The 17,542-nt window shown below is 35.9% G+C and carries 12 protein-coding genes; 4 read left to right on the forward strand and 8 right to left on the reverse strand.

Features of this window, described 5'->3' with window-relative positions; genetic code table 11:
- Positions 1–171 precede the first annotated feature (171 nt).
- Positions 172–486, forward strand: coding sequence for a toxin-antitoxin system YwqK family antitoxin (locus PK35_RS13465; RefSeq protein ID WP_044627078.1), 315 nt, complete (start codon positions 172–174; stop codon positions 484–486).
- A gap of 87 nt (positions 487–573) precedes the next feature.
- Here the strand turns inward: PK35_RS13465 and PK35_RS13470 are convergent, their stop codons facing one another.
- From PK35_RS13470 to PK35_RS13480, 3 genes are all read right to left on the reverse strand, one after another.
- Complete coding sequence (locus PK35_RS13470; protein ID WP_044627079.1) at positions 574–3,399, reverse strand: TonB-dependent receptor; 2,826 nt, start codon at positions 3,397–3,399, stop codon at positions 574–576.
- A gap of 69 nt (positions 3,400–3,468) precedes the next feature.
- Positions 3,469–4,809: a hypothetical protein gene (locus PK35_RS13475; protein ID WP_044627080.1), complete on the reverse strand. Its 1,341-nt coding sequence runs from the start codon at positions 4,807–4,809 to the stop codon at positions 3,469–3,471.
- Between the two features lie 246 nt (positions 4,810–5,055).
- On the reverse strand, positions 5,056–5,436 hold the full coding sequence (locus tag PK35_RS13480) for a carboxypeptidase-like regulatory domain-containing protein (RefSeq protein ID WP_044627081.1): 381 nt from the start codon (positions 5,434–5,436) through the stop codon (positions 5,056–5,058).
- Between the two features lie 158 nt (positions 5,437–5,594).
- On the opposite strand from PK35_RS13480, the gene dgt reads away from it, so the two are divergent.
- Entirely contained in the window at positions 5,595–6,935 is a 1,341-nt protein-coding gene (gene dgt, locus PK35_RS13485) for a dGTP triphosphohydrolase (protein ID WP_044627082.1), read from the forward strand.
- A gap of 146 nt (positions 6,936–7,081) precedes the next feature.
- Here the strand turns inward: dgt and PK35_RS13490 are convergent, their stop codons facing one another.
- The gene (locus tag PK35_RS13490) at positions 7,082–7,837 is read right to left on the reverse strand and encodes a DUF5995 family protein (RefSeq protein WP_044627083.1); all 756 of its coding nucleotides are present in this window, start codon (positions 7,835–7,837) and stop codon (positions 7,082–7,084) included.
- A gap of 59 nt (positions 7,838–7,896) precedes the next feature.
- Positions 7,897–9,648, reverse strand: a complete 1,752-nt coding sequence (gene dxs / locus PK35_RS13495; RefSeq protein WP_044627157.1) for a 1-deoxy-D-xylulose-5-phosphate synthase — start codon at positions 9,646–9,648, stop codon at positions 7,897–7,899.
- Positions 9,649–9,687: 39 nt separating this feature from the next.
- On the opposite strand from dxs, the gene PK35_RS13500 reads away from it, so the two are divergent.
- Entirely contained in the window at positions 9,688–10,137 is a 450-nt protein-coding gene (locus PK35_RS13500; protein WP_044627084.1) for a nucleoside deaminase, read from the forward strand.
- Between the two features lie 259 nt (positions 10,138–10,396).
- Here the strand turns inward: PK35_RS13500 and PK35_RS13505 are convergent, their stop codons facing one another.
- From PK35_RS13505 to aspS, 3 genes are read right to left on the reverse strand one after another with little or no spacing between them, the layout of a single operon-like run.
- On the reverse strand, positions 10,397–10,636 hold the full coding sequence (locus tag PK35_RS13505; protein WP_044627085.1) for a hypothetical protein: 240 nt from the start codon (positions 10,634–10,636) through the stop codon (positions 10,397–10,399).
- A 7-nt stretch (positions 10,637–10,643) separates the two neighbouring features.
- Positions 10,644–12,434: a chloride channel protein gene (locus PK35_RS13510; protein ID WP_044627086.1), complete on the reverse strand. Its 1,791-nt coding sequence runs from the start codon at positions 12,432–12,434 to the stop codon at positions 10,644–10,646.
- A gap of 44 nt (positions 12,435–12,478) precedes the next feature.
- A complete protein-coding gene (aspS, locus tag PK35_RS13515; RefSeq protein WP_044627087.1) occupies positions 12,479–14,233 on the reverse strand; it encodes an aspartate--tRNA ligase in 1,755 nt (584 codons plus the stop codon).
- A gap of 336 nt (positions 14,234–14,569) precedes the next feature.
- Between aspS and PK35_RS13520 the strand changes: the two genes are divergently transcribed.
- Positions 14,570–17,452 carry a TonB-dependent receptor gene (locus PK35_RS13520; protein WP_044627088.1) on the forward strand — a complete coding sequence of 961 codons (2,883 nt, stop codon included), beginning with the start codon at positions 14,570–14,572 and terminating at the stop codon, positions 17,450–17,452.
- Positions 17,453–17,542: the final 90 nt, after the last annotated feature.

The following is a 17,542-nucleotide window of genomic DNA, read 5'->3' on the forward strand; positions in this document are numbered from 1 at the left end:
CTGGTGTTGCCCATATTAACTGAATTAAGTAAAGTTAATAAAATGTTATGTATTAAAATATTGATAATCAATTAAATATCGATTTAATGTTAATTTAATGTTATGTAAATGTTTCATAATTGTAAAAATTGTGTATCTTTGTAAAAGAAGATAACATAAAATCCCCATATTATGAAAACAATATTAAGTTTCGCAATGGCATTGTTTGTAACAGTGACTTTTGCACAAAAAGAAAAAAAGCTAACATTAAATGAAGATACAAATTTAATTGATGTAGTTTATTATCATGACAACGGAGAAGTTAGTCAAACTGGATCGTTTACTTTAGAAGGTAAACTTGAAGGTAACTGGATTAGTTATGATAAAAAAGGAAACAAATTAGTATCGGCGTTTTACAACAACGGAAAAAAAGTGGGTAAGTGGATTCACTATATTGATGGCAAGCAGAAAGTTGTAAATTATAAAGATAATATTGCCTCGTTATAACTATATTATTTGTTAGTGTTTAAAAAAAAGAAAGCGTCTAAAACCAATGTTTTAGACGCTTTTTTTTATTTGAGATATATTGTTTTTTTAGAACTTAAAAGTATATCCTAAAGAAAACTCGGTACCTGGTTGTCTTAATGAAAATATTTTGTCTTCGGCATTATAAGCTTCAAAAACACTTTCTTTTTCAGCACCTAAAATGTTGCTTACCTTAAAATCGATTGAAGAGCGTTTTTTCTCTCCAAAAGCCTTGTTTAAAGTAAAGTTTAAGCTTTCAAATGGGTTGGTGTATACATCTGGAACACCACCTAAACCTACAACCTCAAGTGTACGTCCTTGTACATTAAAGAATAAACCAGTTTGTAAGCCTAACTCGTCGTTAGTATAATTTAAACTGGTATTGATTAAGTAAGGAGCTTGACCTTGCATGTCGCGTTCTCTATAAATATTTTGTCCGGTTCTAGCATTGGCAACACGCGAAGTGTATTCACCTTCAGACATCGTTAATTCCGATTGTGTGTAAGAGGCATTAATGCTAAACTTTAAGTTGGTTAAATCTTCAGTAATAAATCCTAAATTTTGTCTAAATTCTACTTCGGCACCGTAAACATTAGCATCACCTAAGTTAGCCACAGTTAATTGAGTTGGCGCACTAGCGAAGAACGATTTTTCAATAGGATCTTTAAACTTTTTGTAAAAACCACTTACAGCAAACATTTGTCCAGCTTCACCAAAACGCTCATATCTTAAATCGAAGTTATTCACGTAAGTTGGTACCACATCAATATTACCAATAAAAAGTCTATCGGTAATTGGATCGTAAATTTGTGAATACGACGATTCTTTAAACGACGGGCGAGCCGTAGTTCTATAGTAAGAACCTCTAATATTTACAGCATCGGTTGCCGCAAAAATTAAGTTTGCCGATGGAAATAAATCGTGTTTATCGATAATTTTAGCACGTAAAAAGTCTTCGTTCGAGCTATTATTTCTTCCTGTGTAATACGATGTGAATATTTCGGCACGTAAACCAACTATGGTTTTAAGTTTTTCTGAAATGTTAAACTCGTTTGAAATGTAAGTAGAAGAAATATTTTGTTCACCTTCGTAAGCATCACCAGCATTAAAAATATCGGTAGATATTAAAGCAGTTCCGTTTTCATTATCGCGATTCCATAAATTATCAGAAGCTAAGAAATTGTTAGGATCTCCATTTTCAATAGGTTCGTTGTTTTGAAAGGTCCAATCATCGATACTAAAATCTCTGAATTTATATGTGTAACCACCACCAAATTTAAGTTTAGCAGGTCTTCCGCCTAATTCATATTTTTTATTAAAATCGAATTTAGTAGCCCAGTTTTCTTCTTGTAAGAATCTCCAAATGCGTATTGGGAATGTTGCAAACGATGGTGTAATTTGGTATCTGCCATCATCAAAACGTTGCAATGGTGTAATTTTATGGTCTTTATCGTGAACTTTAGAGAACGTTGGCGATAATTTCCATTCAAAATTCCAATCGTTTTTAGCGCCAAACGTATGGTCACCATTTATTAATAAATTGGTTACCGAACGCTCGGTGTATGTAATCGCATCTTTTGTAATAGGCTCGAAACCAGAACCTGCTACTGCACCAGCAACCGATTGGTTAAAGAAACCACCAGTAGATTCACCATTTTGAATGTGTAAAAGGTTTACTTTATATTTTGATAATTGCGTTTTAAAAGTTAAACCAATTAAACCATTAAGTAAAATGTTATTAATACCTTCTCTACCATTCGATAAACGGCTAGCTTGTAATTCGTTGTTCGATTTATCTAAGAAATCGAAAGCATACGCACCATCAACGCGGTTTTCGTAAAACGTAGTGCTGTTTTTGTACGAAAACAAGGCCATGTAGCCAAGTTTGTTATCGCCAATGGCAAACTGATCGCCAAGTGTAAAACCAAAATCGAAATTAGGTTTACTTGTTTCTTCTTGCGCTCTTAATTCACTATCAAAACGACTCGTTAACGTGTTTAGTAAAAGTCTGTTATCGAAAGTACCAGGAATTTCTTGGTAACGATGTATTGGTCTAGAACGTGTACCATTGTCGTAACCCCAAAAATCGGTTTCGCTACCAGAACCAATAAGGTAATTACTTTTACCATGCATACTTGGATTAAAACCACCACCTAAAGACACAGAAGCTTCAAATTTAGTAGGGAAATCTTTGGTAATAATATCTACAACACCACCAGTAAAATCAGCTGGATATTCGGCTGCTGCCGATTTAACAACAACAATATTGTCTAATATATTTGTTGGGAAAATATCCATTTGAATGGTGTTTCTATCTGGATCTAAACCAGGAATATCAACACCGTTTAATGTAGATTTAGTATAGCGATCTCCAAGACCACGAACGTAAACATATTTACCACCTTCAACAGATACACCAGGTACTGTTTTTACAGCACTTGCTAAGTTACCAGCACCACTAGCTTTTATAGTTTGCGCAGACATGGCATCTAAAAGTGTAGCCGATTTTTTTTGAAGTGCTAAAGCTGCACTTTCGGTATTTCTTTTAACACTTGTAGTAATTACAATTTCATCTAACGCATTTGAAGCTAGAGTAATATCTAAATTTGTAACTTGGCCAGCATTAATTACAACACCACTAATTTCTTTGGTTTCGTAACCCACAAAAGAAAAAAGGATGGTATAGGTGCCAGCCTCTAAATCTAATTGGTATTTTCCATCAAAATCTGAAGTTGTACCTGTAGTAGTTCCTTTTACTAGAATGTTTGCAAATGCAAGAGGTTCATTGTTGTAATCACCATCAATTACATTACCAGCTAAAATACCAGATTGTGCGTTGGCTATGTTAAACGATCCTATTACAAATAGAGTAAGAACTATTAAAATTTTTTTCATAAATGTAATTTATAAACAACTGCTCACAAGGTGAGCAGTTGTAAATTTTTATTTAATAGAAATGTTTTTTTAGAAAACTAAACCACCAGCAGTTGCTGCGTAAGTCCAGCTTAATACAGACGTATCTGCACCAACTGTTTGAGCGCCTTCGGTTACTTGAGATGTCCAAGCAGCAGCTCTAGTAGTAAAGTCGTCGTTTTCAATAATTAAATCTTCAAAAACGTCGTTGCTAGAGTCATCGTCGTCACAATTTTGAATACAACCACCTTTTTCTACAAAAATACTGTTATCGAAACCAACAACTTCCCAAGCAGAGAAAGTTAAGTTACCATCTAAGAAATTTTGTGAAACAGCGTTGTTATCTAATTCAACATCTTTTCCAGCAGGAAAACCTTTAGCGTAAACGTTGTTAGTAGCACCAGTAGCTAAACTTCTGTAATCGGCATATTCACCACCAGAAGTTGTGCTGTTACCAATTAAAGTTAAATCGTTAATAGTAAATTTACCGTCGAAATCTGCACTTAAAGTTGCTTCACTACCTTCTCTACCATCAATTTCTAAAGCGTGATCAGAAACATCACCTAAAACAACAACGGCATTAGTAATAGTTCCAGAGTAACCTTGGTCAATATCTAAAGCGTCATCACCTTGAGCCCAAACTAATAAGTTTGAAGCGTTAACGTTTCCGCCAAAAAATTCGATGCCATCATCAACGTTTGCGATAACTTCTACGTGATCAATTGTAGTACCAGCACCAACACCACCTAAAGTTAAACCGTTAATTTCGTTTCCTTCACCAATTAAAGCACCACCGTGACGGATTGATACATATTGAATAGTTCCAGAGTTATCGTTAATATTGTCACCACCATAAAGACCAAAAGTGTCATCGGCAGGAATACCTTCAATTTGAGTTTCGGTTAAATCACCTTTTAAAGAGCAAGGTGCATAACCAAGTACTAGGATACCACCCCAAAGACCTCTGTTAGCTTCAGATAAGTTAGTACCTGCAGTTTCACCTACTTCGATGTTATCGCTAGAAGATGTAAAGATAATTGGTTGGCTAGCCGTACCAACAGCGTTAATTTTAGCACCTCTTGCAATAATTAAGGCAGAAGCTAAAGAACCTGTACCAGGCTTACCTTTAATAATAGTTCCTGGGTTAATAGTTAATGTAACACCGCTTTCAACTACCACTTTTTGATTTAATTCGTAAATTTTGTCGTTGGTCCAAGTAACATCACTACTAATAATTCCTGTTACAGCAACAACCTCCGCACCGCTAGAACTTCCGCCTCCATCATTTATTATTGTAATTTCTTCAATAATAATAGGGGTGTCGTCATCTTTAAAACATCCAGTAAACACTAATGTAGATGCAATTAAAGCAGTTAAGAATAGTTTTTTCATGAGTATAAATTTTGTTTGATAATTTTTTTTAGATTTCAATTTTCTCACCGCAAAGAAACCAACAGACTGTAAATAAAGTGTTATCTCAAGTTTAAACAACAGTAATAAAAAGGTTAGCTTAATGTTATTGAATTTGTGTTTTTGGCTAGGTAATTAACATTAAGTTAATATTGGGTGATTTGAGTTAAACCAGACTATAATTCAGGCCAGCGAATTTTAAAAAATTAAGAAGTAAAAACTAAGTAATTAGTTGTTTGGAGTAGTAGTTTTGTTTTCGGCTTTTGCTAGTGCCATAGCTAAATCTTCAAACGAAATAGTTTTAGCATGAAGCATAACTTTTAAGGTTTTGTTGCCTTTTGAAGCGGTTTTTATACTAACCTCTTTGTTGTCGTAACCTGCGAACGAAAAAACTAAAGTGTAGTCCGTGTTTTGCGTAGCATTAAGCTTAAATGAGCCTTCGGCATTGGTAAGTGTTTTTTCGCCAGTTTCTTTTATTAAAACTTCTGCGAAAGCCAAAGGAGTGTTTTCTAATTCAGCATCAAACAATTCACCAGAAATGGTGTTGCTATTTTGGGCAAATAAAGTACCTGTAAAAACGAAGCTTAAAGCAATTAAAAAATGTTTCATGAGTTGAATTAAAATTCGACTACAAATAAAACGCTATCGCTCAAATGTAATGTTACCAAATCATCAACAAAAGTTAATTAAAAGTTTACCCTAATGTTAAGTCGTTTTTAGTTTTATGTTGCTAGGAAATGTTATCTTGCTTTCATTTTACTAAAACAATGAACTGGGAACAATTATTATCTTTAAAACGATTTGGCGACACAACAGAACGATTACGTATTGCGCAAGACGAAACTCGATTGGGCTTTGAGGTAGATTACGATCGCGTAATATTTTCGTCGGCCTTTCGCAGCTTGCAAGATAAAACACAGGTAATACCATTATCTGAAACCGATTTTGTACACACGCGCTTAACACACAGTTTAGAAGTAAGTGTTGTTGGTCGCTCGTTAGGACGATTAGCAGGAAAAAAAATATTAGATAAATATCCAGAATTACAATACGAATTAGGTTATAAAGCCAACGATTTTGGTGCCATTGTTGCTGCAGCGGCTTTGGCGCACGATATTGGTAATCCACCTTTTGGACATTCAGGAGAAAAAGCCATTGGCGAGTTTTTTATTAACGGAGAAGGCAACATTTATAAAAGCGAGCTAACCCCAAAAGAATATCAAGATTTATGCGATTTTGAAGGTAACGCCAATGGATTTAAAATTTTAACCGAAACCCGCCAAGGTCGCCAAGGTGGTTTAAGACTTAGTTATGCCACATTAGGCGCCTTTACCAAATACCCCAAAGAGTCGCTGCCTAAAAAGCCAACATCGCATATAGCCGATAAAAAATACGGTTTTTTCCAAAGCGAAAAAGACGCCTTTATCGATGTAGCTAATAGCTTAGGATTACAAAAGCGTAGTGATAGCGATGTGAGTTTTTCCCGCCATCCGCTAGCATTTTTAGTAGAAGCTGCCGACGATATTTGTTATACCATAATCGATTTTGAAGACGGTATAAACCTCGGCCTCATCCAAGAAGAATTTGCCTTAGAGTATTTGTCAAAAATTATTCGCAATACCATAAAACCCGATAATTATTACGCCCTCGCCACTCGCGAAGACCGCATTGGTTACCTGCGCGCCTTAGCCATTGGTAGTTTAATAGACGATGCCGTTTCGGTATTTATGGAACACGAAGATGCTATTTTAAAAGGCGAATTTAACTGCGCTTTACTCGATAAAAGTAAATATGATGCTCAAATAAAAGATATTATAAAAATTAGCGTCGATAATATTTACCAATCAAAAGAAGTTATCGACAAAGAAATTGTGGGCTACGGTGTTATAAAAACCTTACTTACAGCTTACACGCATGCCGTAAACAATAGTTTTAAAAACCAGGCATCAAACTACGACAAGCTTATTTTAAAAAGTCTACCAGCCAGTTTGCAAACCAATCAAACCAGTTTATACAAACGTTTGTTAAGCGTGTGCCATTACGTAGCCTCGTTATCCGACAGTAAGGCTATTTTAGAGTATAAAAAAATAAAAGGTATCGGGTTTTAAAAATTGTTTGGGCGTTACCACAAGGGTCGGGCTTTACGTTACAAGTCCTCGCAAGCTGCGGGCTTTCCACTGCAATCCCTAACGCCGCGTATCATATAAGTTCAGAGTTTTAACAAAACTAAAATGCTATTTTGGTATGTATTCTGTTAATCTACCCGAAGTTTATCAATAACCTTTCCTACCGCTTTAACCTCAAAATAGGCAATTATTTTAATCGCAAACCCAATAATTTTCGATTTTGGGTTTTTAATAATTTTGGCAATTTTAACCACTAAATTATCAATATTGTTTATTGCATCAGTATTGTAATTATCTCCCAACGACCAAAGTAGGTTAGCCGAATTCCAAGCTTGTTCTCTGGCTTTTCGCATGCTAAAATCAATAATCATTTCATCGCTATTTTTTCCGAACCAATCTAATAAAAACATAATTGGCGACACCCGACTTAACCGAGCCTGTAGCTCATCTGTTATTCTAAATAAAATATCGTTTACTTTATTAAAATCGTTTTCAATCGCAGTGATATCTTTTCCGTTCATAGTAGCCGCTGTTGCAATAGCCAAATCTAAATTAATATGCGCATTCATGCCCAACATAATATGTTGTAAAATACTAAGCGATTCGTTGGCATGATTAAAAGCAAAAGCCCAAGATTTCGATATTTCTTGGTTGTTTTTATAACGCTTGTAAGCCTCTAAATATAGATTTGCAAAAGCAACATCCATAATTTCTAATCGTTGGTTGTCCTCAAAATGCTCGAGGCTAATTTCTAAAGCAATTTCGGCAGTAGTACGGCGGTAAACATAAGCAAACAAGCCCATGCGATTATTGGTTGCAATGCACTCGTTAATAATTTCGTCGAGTTGCTCTAAAACCTCATTTATGGTGGTGGCAGTTGGCATGATAATTAACCTTAAGAATGGTTAACTAAGTTAGTTAAATTTTTGGTAATCACATAGTTTTAAGCAAATTTAAGAAACTCTGTTCTTAAGCTTTCAACATCCAATCCAACCAATTTCTGCAACTCATCAACACTACCATGTTCAATAAAATTATCGGGGATACCTTTAAGTTTAATAGTGTTTTTGTAATCGTGCTTCGCTGCAAATTCTAAAATTGCCGATCCAAAACCACCGTTTACAGTGCCGTCTTCAATAGTCCATATAGTATTGTGGTTTTTAAAAATATGGTGAAGTAATGTTTCGTCTAAAGGTTTAACAAAACGCATATCGTAATGCGAAATTTCTAAATGTTCAATGGCCTTGGTAACATTATTTGCTATGGTTCCAATGCTTAAAACGGCTAAGTTTTTACCTTGTTTTAAGGGTTCACCTTTACCAATTTCAATTGGTTTAAAAGGTCCTTTCCAATGGAGTATATTTCCTGTTCCGCGAGGATAACGAATAGCTATGGGTTGCTTTAATCCCAATTGAGCAGTGTACATTATGTTTCGTAATTCTACCTCGTTTCTAGGCGCAAAAATTATAAGGTTTGGTATACAGCATGAGTAGCTTAAATCGAAAACACCGTGGTGTGTTGCACCGTCTTCACCAACCAAACCAGCACGATCTAAACAAAAAATTACAGGCAGATTTTGTAATGCTACGTCGTGAATAATTTGGTCGTAGGCACGTTGCATAAACGTAGAGTAAATGTTACAAAACGGTATTAAACCTTGACTAGCCATTCCTGCAGCCAAAGTAACCGCGTGCTGTTCGGCAATACCAACATCGAAAGCGCGATCAGGCATTTCGTCCATCATGTATTTAAGCGAACTTCCAGTTGGCATTGCAGGAGTTATTCCTACTATTTTAGGATTTTCTTTAGCGAGTTCAACAATGGTTTCTCCAAAAACATCCTGAAATTTGGTGTAACCCGATTCTGTTTTTGGTACAAGTTCGCCAGTTTTAGCATCAAATTTACCAGGAGCGTGATATTTTACTTGGTCTTTTTCGGCTTGTTTTAAGCCTTTGCCTTTGGTAGTTATTACATGTAAAAGCTTAGGGCCTTTTACTGTTTTTAGTCGGTTTAATTCAGAAATAAGTGCTTCTAAATTATGCCCGTCTATTGGACCAGAATAGTTAAAATTTAAGGCTTCAAAAATATTATCTTGTTTTTGCGTGCCTTTTTTAACATTGGTTAAATATTGTTTTAATGCACCAACACTTGGGTCTATACCAATAGCATTATCGTTTAAAATAACTAATAAGTTAGCATTGGTAACACCGGCATGGTTTAAGCCTTCAAAAGCCATTCCGCTGGCAATACTCGCATCTCCAATAACAGCAATATGGTGTTTGTTATCGCCATTTAGCTGCGACGCAATGGCCATTCCTAATGCTGCTGAAATTGAAGTTGAAGAATGCCCAACGCCAAAGGCATCGTATTCACTTTCGTCGCGTTTTGGGAAGCCGCTAATGCCGTGTAACTGACGGTTTGTGTGGAAAATTTCTTTTCGGCCAGTTAAAATTTTATGTCCGTAGGCTTGGTGTCCAACATCCCAAATAAGTTGGTCGGTTGGGGTGTTAAACACATAATGTAAGGCAATGGTAAGTTCTACCACGCCTAAACTAGCTCCTAAATGACCTTGTTTTGTAGCTACTATATTAATGATAAATTCACGTAATTCTTGGGCAAGTAAGTTGAGGTCTTCTTGTGGTAAAAGACGTAGTTCTTTGGGTGAATTTATATGTTTTAAAATTGATTTTTGCACAGCACAAAAGTACAAGTTTGAATTTGTATTTTTGCTAACATGATACAACCTTTTGATGATAATTATTTTATGAAAAAAGCGCTACAGGAAGCTGAGGCTGCTTTTGATAAAGGAGAAATTCCTGTTGGTGCCATAATTGTTGTAGAGGATAGAATTATTGCGCGAGGGCATAATTTAACTGAAACTTTAAACGATGTTACGGCTCATGCTGAAATGCAAGCCATTACTGCTGCTGCTAATTTTTTAGGAGGTAAGTATTTAAAAAAATGCACGTTATATGTTACTTTAGAGCCCTGCCAAATGTGTGCTGGTGCTTTGTATTGGAGCCAGATAGGTAAGATTGTTTATGGCGCCAGAGATGAAGAACGTGGTTGTATAAATTTGAATACCAAATTGCATCCAAAAACTAAAATGATTGGTGGTATAATGGCCGAAGAAGCTGCCAGTTTATTGAAACGTTTTTTTGTAGAAAAGCGGAATCTTAATTAACAGCTTTTGTCTGGTTGAGCGCAGTCGAAACCAAATTGATTTAATGTTATTTGGAAACCTTTCGACTGCGCTCAAGGTGACAAGTAACTGTTTCATTGAGTTTTTGACTGCTTTTTTATGAGTTTTATATCGGACTCGGGTTAATTAAAGCCTATTGTAATGCTGGTTAGTGCGTTAGCGATGGAATGGCATGTTTGAGCTCGCCGACGTAGGAGGTAGCGAGTAATGACAGCGCGACCCTTGGGTAACGCCAAAAAAATTATAGTTTACGTTTATCGCCTTCGCGCTTACGCATTTCTTCTAAGTTTTCTTTGGTAAGCATATAATCTTTTACATTTTTATCTTTCCAGTGGCGGTAGGTAAACATAGGTATAACCACAAAAAATAAGCCTACAACACCAAAGCCAATAAGTTTTTCGGCGTAAGCTACTTGTAAAACAAATCCGCAAATAATGCTGGTAAGAACGGCTATAAAGGCGATAGCTATAAAATATTTCATGCTAAAATTACGATTTGGTAAAATTAATTAATTGGCGGCGGTATGCTGTTAGTAATTTAGATTTTGATACGAAACCTACATACTTGCCATCTTTTATTACGGGTAAATTCCAAGCGTTGGAATCTTGAAATTTGTTCATTATGGTTTTCATAGAATCGTTTTTATAATCGATTATATCTGGTGCGTTGTGCATTAAATCTTCAACAAATGTACAGTCGTATAGTTTTTGTTTAAACATAATATCGCGTACGTCGTCGAGTAAAATTACACCAACTAAAGCACCTTCGTTGTCGGTTACGGGAAATAAATTTCGGGTAGATTTAGCAACACCTTCGTGAAGCATATCGCCCAAGCTCATTTCGGGTTTTAGTGCTACAAAATTGGTTTCAATAACCTTATCGATGTTTAAAAACATAAGCACGTTTTGGTCTTTATCGTGCGTCATTAATTCCCCACGTTTAGCTAATTTTAAGGTGTAAATAGAATGGGAAATATAGTATTTTGTTATGGCAAACGATATAGCAGAAACTAGCATTAACGGCACAAAAAGTTCGTAACCTCCAGTAATTTCTGCAATTAAGAATATGGCCGTTAGTGGCGCATGTAGCACACCTGCCATTAACCCCGTCATTCCAATTAAGGTGAAATTGGATTCTGAAACATGAAACCCAAAGCCTATATTATTAATAATTTTGGCAAAGGCGTTGCCTAATGCGCTTCCCATTACTAAGGTTGGAATAAAAACACCACCAACACCACCAGCGCCAAAGGTTGTAGTCATGGCTATGGCTTTAAAAATTGAAATGCCTAAAAGTAGTGCAATTACAATCCAGATATTGTTTAAATCTAAATTAAAAGGTGTTGTACCAATAGCGGCAAGATGGTCGCCTTTTAGCAGGTTGTTCATAATACCATAACCTTCACCATAAAGCGGCGGAATAAAATACAATATCGTACCAATGGCTAAACCACCAATAAGGAGACGTTTTGCGCGACTTTCAAATTGTTTGAAAAAATTGGTTATAGCGAAAAACACTTTTGAAAAATAGACCGATGCAAAAGCGGTTACCAAACCCAAAATAATATAAAAGGCGATATCGTTTATTTGAAATTTATCGGTGAGTTGAAAGCGTAGTAAAAAATCGGTTCCTAAGAAAAAGTAAGACGTTATTACTGCTGAAATCGATGCAAGTAATAACGGAATTAAAGACGCGAAAGCAATATCTAAACTAAATACTTCTACCGCAAAAATAATAGCTGCAATAGGCGCTTTAAACATTGATGCCATGGCACCTGCTGCGGCACAACTTATTAAAAGCATGCGCGTGTTGGTGTTTACGTGTAGCAGTCGTCCTAAATTGGAGCCTAAGGCAGAACCAACACTTACGGCTGGACCTTGTAACCCAACCGAACCACCAAAACCAACAGTTAAAGGCGCTGTTATTAATGCGGCGTAAATGTTATAACGCGGAATGATGCCTTTTAGCTTGGAAATGGCATGTAAGGTTGATGATATACCGTGACCAATATGTTTTTTTAACCAAGTTTGCTTAATAATATAAACCAATAGCAGTCCAATAATTGGAAAGATAAAATACAGTGAATTTTGGTAGTTTTTAAAAAAACTAATTTCAAAAAGCAACCTGATGTAATGGGTAAGGTTACGTAAGGTTACAGTGCCTAAACCTGCTAAAAAACCAACAAGTATGCTTAAAATATAAATAAAGTTACGCTCGGGAATATGTTTATATTTCCAGATAAGAAACTTGCGTAAAAGACCTTGTATGTTGGTAGGCATATTTAAAATTACTAAAAAATCCCGCAAGAAGCAGGATTTTTTATTTATGATTGTAAATTAAGTTTTAAACTTAATTCTGTGAGTTGTTCATCGTCAATTGGTGCGGGTGCATCAATCATTACATCTCGACCTGCATTGTTTTTAGGGAATGCAATAAAATCGCGAATGGTTTCTTGTCCGCCTAAAATAGCAACCAATCTATCTAAACCAAAAGCTAGTCCGCCATGTGGAGGCGCACCGTATTGAAACGCATCCATTAAAAAGCCAAATTGCGCTTTAGCTTCTTCTTCGGTAAAGCCTAAATAATCGAACATTAAAGCTTGGGTTTCTTTATCATGAATTCTTATAGAACCACCACCAATTTCGTTTCCGTTTAAAACTAAATCGTAAGCATTTGCTTTAACTTCACCAGGGTTTGTTTTTAATAATTCAATTTGTCCAGGTTTTGGAGAGGTGAACGGGTGGTGCATGGCGTGGTAACGTTCGGTATCTTCGTCCCATTCTAAAAGCGGGAAGTCTATTACCCAAAGTGGTGCAAATTCGTTTGGTTTACGTAAACCTAAACGTTCGGCTAATTCCATACGTAATGCGCTTAATTGTGCACGGACTTTATTTTTGTCGCCCGAAAGCACACAAATTAAATCACCTGGTTTAGCGCCTGTTGTTTCTGCCCATTTAGCTAAATCGTCTTGATCGTAAAATTTATCGACTGATGATTTATAACAGCCATCGTCGTTACATCTACAATATACCATACCTAAAGCACCAACTTGCGGACGCTTCACCCAATCAATAAGTTTATCTATTTCTTTTCTGGTGTAACTATTTCCACCAGGAACAGCAATACCAACAACAAGTTCGGCATTGTTAAACACACCAAAATCTTTATGTTGGGCCACGGCGTTTAATTCGCCAAATTGCATGCCAAAACGAATGTCTGGTTTATCGTTACCATATAAACGCATGGCATCGTCGTATAACATTCTTGGGAATTTATCGACTTCAACACCATTAATTTCTTTTAATAGGTGTCGCGTTAAACCTTCAAAGGTGTTTAAAATATCTTCTTGCTCAATAAAGGCCATTTCGCAGTCTATTTGCGTAAACTCTGGCTGTCTATCGGCACGTAAATCTTCATCTCTAAAACATTTTACAATCTGGAAATATTTATCCATGCCACCTACCATAAGCAATTGCTTAAAGGTTTGTGGCGATTGTGGTAAGGCATAAAATTGCCCTTCATTCATGCGGCTTGGTACAACAAAATCACGCGCACCTTCTGGTGTCGATTTTATTAAATAAGGTGTTTCAACCTCAATAAAACTGGCGTTAGATAAGTAATTGCGAACTTCCTGCGTTACTTTGTGTCTAAAAATCAAGCTGTTTTTTACTGGATTACGACGAATATCTAAGTAGCGATATTTCATACGAATGTCTTCACCGCCATCGGTTTTATCTTCTATAGTAAAAGGAGGAAGTTTGGCTTTGTTTAAAATAGTGAGTTCTGTAACAAGTAATTCAATATCACCTGTTGGGATATTAGGATTTTTAGAAGCGCGTTCTTGTACTTTTCCTTTAACTTGAATTACAAATTCACGCCCTAATTTTTGAGCGGTTTCTAACACAAGTTTGTCGGTTTGCTCTTCATCAAAATATAATTGAGTAATGCCATAACGGTCTCGTAAATCTACGTAAACCATAAAACCTTTATCTCTTACACCTTGTACCCAACCCGCTAAGGTTACTTCTGTATTTGTATGTGATGCTCTTAATTCACCACAGTTGTGACTTCTATACATATCGATATTTTAATCGTGCAAATTTAATGAAATAGCTTTTAGTAAAAATTGATATCTACCTTTTTTTCGGCAGATAGGGATATATTTTTTTGCCTAATGTTTAACTAATAACTGTTGAAAAGTTTATTTTTTAAGAATTTTCTTCACTGTTTTTGCGAATTTAATACTTTGAAGCTGAGTGGTTTACTCTAAATTATATGATGCTTATTAAAGTGTGTTGAAAATTTTCATATTCGTAATTTTAGTGTTCTTTAAATAAGAAATTGCTAATTGTTGTGCTTTTTTTTAAGTAAAAGTATGTATCTTAGGAACAAACTAATTTAAAACTTTAGTAATATGAGTAAACTGTTACACGAAAAATTATTGTTGGTTCTTATGTTTCTAGGAATCTCAGGAGCTTTAGTAGCACAAGAAGTTTCAGGAATAGTAAAGGACGATTCAGGACCTTTACCAGGTGTTTCCATTGTACTTAAAGGTACAACAACGGGTACAACTACCGATTTTGACGGGAAGTATTTGGTTAAAGCTAATAACGGAGATGTTTTAGTGTTTTCTTATGTGGGTTACGATTCGCAGGAAATTACAGTAACAGGAAGCACATTAAATGTTACCTTAAAAGCAGGTGTAGCTTTAGATGAAGTTGTGCTTGTTGGATCGAGAAACCCAAGTAGAACAGCTGTCGATACGCCTGTTCCTGTGGATGTTATCGATATTACAGAGTTGTCCTCAGCTGGTCCTCAAGTTAACTTAAACCAGATTTTAAATTTTGTGGCGCCTTCCTTCACATCGAACACGCAAACCATTTCCGATGGTACCGATCATATCGATCCAGCATCATTGCGTGGGCTAGGTCCAGACCAAGTGTTGGTTTTAATTAATGGAAAAAGAAGACACAATTCTTCTTTAGTAAACGTAAATGGTACGTTTGGTAGAGGTAGTGTGGGTACCGATTTAAATGCTATTCCATCAGGAGCTATAAAGCGTTTAGAGGTACTTCGCGACGGTGCAGCTGCCCAATATGGATCGGACGCTATTGCCGGTGTTATTAATATTGTATTAAAAAGTAATGTAAACGAGTTAACGTTTAATGTTACTACTGGCGCTAACTTTACTAAAAATGCTAATAACCAAACTGGTGGTGTTGATGGAGGAACAGTTAATGTAAGTGCCAACTATGGTATTGCTTTAGGCGATAATGGTGGTTTTATAAATTTTACAGGAGATTTTGATTATCGCGACTATTACAGCCGAATGAAAGAATGGGAAGGTGATGTATTTAATTTGTATAACACCGTAGAGCGTTTTGCAAATAACGATGGATATAACTTAGCTAATTTACTAGATGATGATGTTGATGATGTAATTCAATACGGAAATCAAGCTGGTTTAGGGTTAAGCCCTACAGCAACAAAAGAAGAGTTGCAAGCCATTTTAAGTGCCGATAATACGACTGCTGAATTAGCAGCAAGAGGCTTAACGCGAAGCGATTTTAATATGCGTGTTGGCCAAAGTGAAGTTAGAGGTGGTCGCTTTTTTGCAAACCTTTCATTACCTTTAGATGACTATGGCACCGAATTGTATTCGTTTGCTGGTGTGAGTTCAAGAAAGGGAAATTCGGCAGGGTTTTATAGATTGCCAAACCAAAGTAGAACGTATACGCCTGCTTATATAAACGGATTTTTACCAGAAATTAATTCTACAATAACAGATAGATCGTTTGCTGTTGGTATTAAAGGAAAAGTAAACGATTGGAATGTAGATTTAAGTAATACTTATGGTAAAAACTCATTTTTATATGTTATAGGTAATACTTACAATGCATCGTTGCAAAATGCATCACCATTTACGTTTGATGCTGGTGGCTTTAGCTTTGCGCAAAACACCGTGAATTTAGATATTAATAAGTTTCATGATGATATTTTAAACGGATTAAATGTTGCATTTGGTGCCGAATACCGTTTAGAGAATTACGAAATTGTTGCAGGCGAAGAAGCCTCATACGGACAATACACGGCAGATGGCGCTTTAATTACCGTGCCTTCGCAAAGTGCTTCGGTAGATTTCTTTGGAAATTCAAGACCTGGTGGCGCACAAGTGTTTCCTGGTTTTAGACCAACAAACGAGCTGTCGAGAGGCCGTAACAGTGTAGCCGCATATTTCGATTTAGAAGCCGATTTCTCTGAAACTTTTCTGGCAAGTTTCGCAACACGTTACGAGAATTATTCCGATTTTGGTTCTACAACAAACTTTAAGTTAGCAACACGCTTAAAAGTAAGTGATAATGTAAATTTTAGAGCTGCCGTAAATACTGGTTTTAGAGCACCATCCTTACATCAGTTAAACTATAATTCGGTGTCAACTATTTTTGTAGATGGCATTGCCCAAGAGGTTGGTACATTTTCTAACGATAGTAAAGTAGCAAGTTTACTAGGTATTCCGCAGTTAAAACAAGAAACATCAAAAAGTGTAAGTTTTGGGGTTACAGCTAAAATTCCAGATGCGAATTTAAGTATTACTGCTGATGCATATTTTGTAGCGATTGATGACCGTGTGGTTTATACCGGAACTTTTGAGCCACAGCTTGATGGTAGTGGCGAATATATTGACGATGCTAATGCCGAATTAGGAGGTTTATTAGAGCAAGCCAATGCATCTGGAGTCGCGTTTTTTGCCAATGCAATCGATACCGAATCTAAAGGTTTAGATGTTGTTATTACGCATAAAGCTAATGTTGGTACTAATGGTAGATTGGTAACCGATTTATCGGGTACCTTTTCTAAAACAAAAAGAGTAGGAGGTGTTAAATCATCCGATGTTTTAGAGGAAGCAGGTCTTGTAGATACTTATTTTGATGAAACTAGTAGAATTTATTTAGAGGAAGCTGTGCCGCGTACTAAAATAAATTTAACTAATAATTATACCGTAAATAAGTTTAATGTTTTCTTGAGAAATGTGTATTTCGGACCCGTTTCTGAAGCTACCAACAACATAGCAAACCAACAAGAATTTGCTTCGAAGTTAGTAACCGATTTGTCTTTTGGATATCAAGCTTCAGAATCATTAACACTTACTGTAGGAGCTAATAATTTATTCGATATTTATCCAGATAGAGCCATTGAAGCGAATAGAAGTGGCGGTCGATTCGATTGGTCTAGACGCTCGCAACAATTTGGTGTAGGCGGTCGTTTCCTTTTTGCCCGATTAAGTTTTAAACTGTAACATAACACAGTTCAAATAAAATTGAAAAGCCTCAACAATTGTTGAGGCTTTTCTGCTACTAATCAATATTTTTAATAGGGATTAAAAATA

It is taken from the genome of Neotamlana nanhaiensis, assembly GCF_000943555.1.
Lineage (GTDB): Bacteria > Bacteroidota > Bacteroidia > Flavobacteriales > Flavobacteriaceae > Neotamlana > Neotamlana nanhaiensis.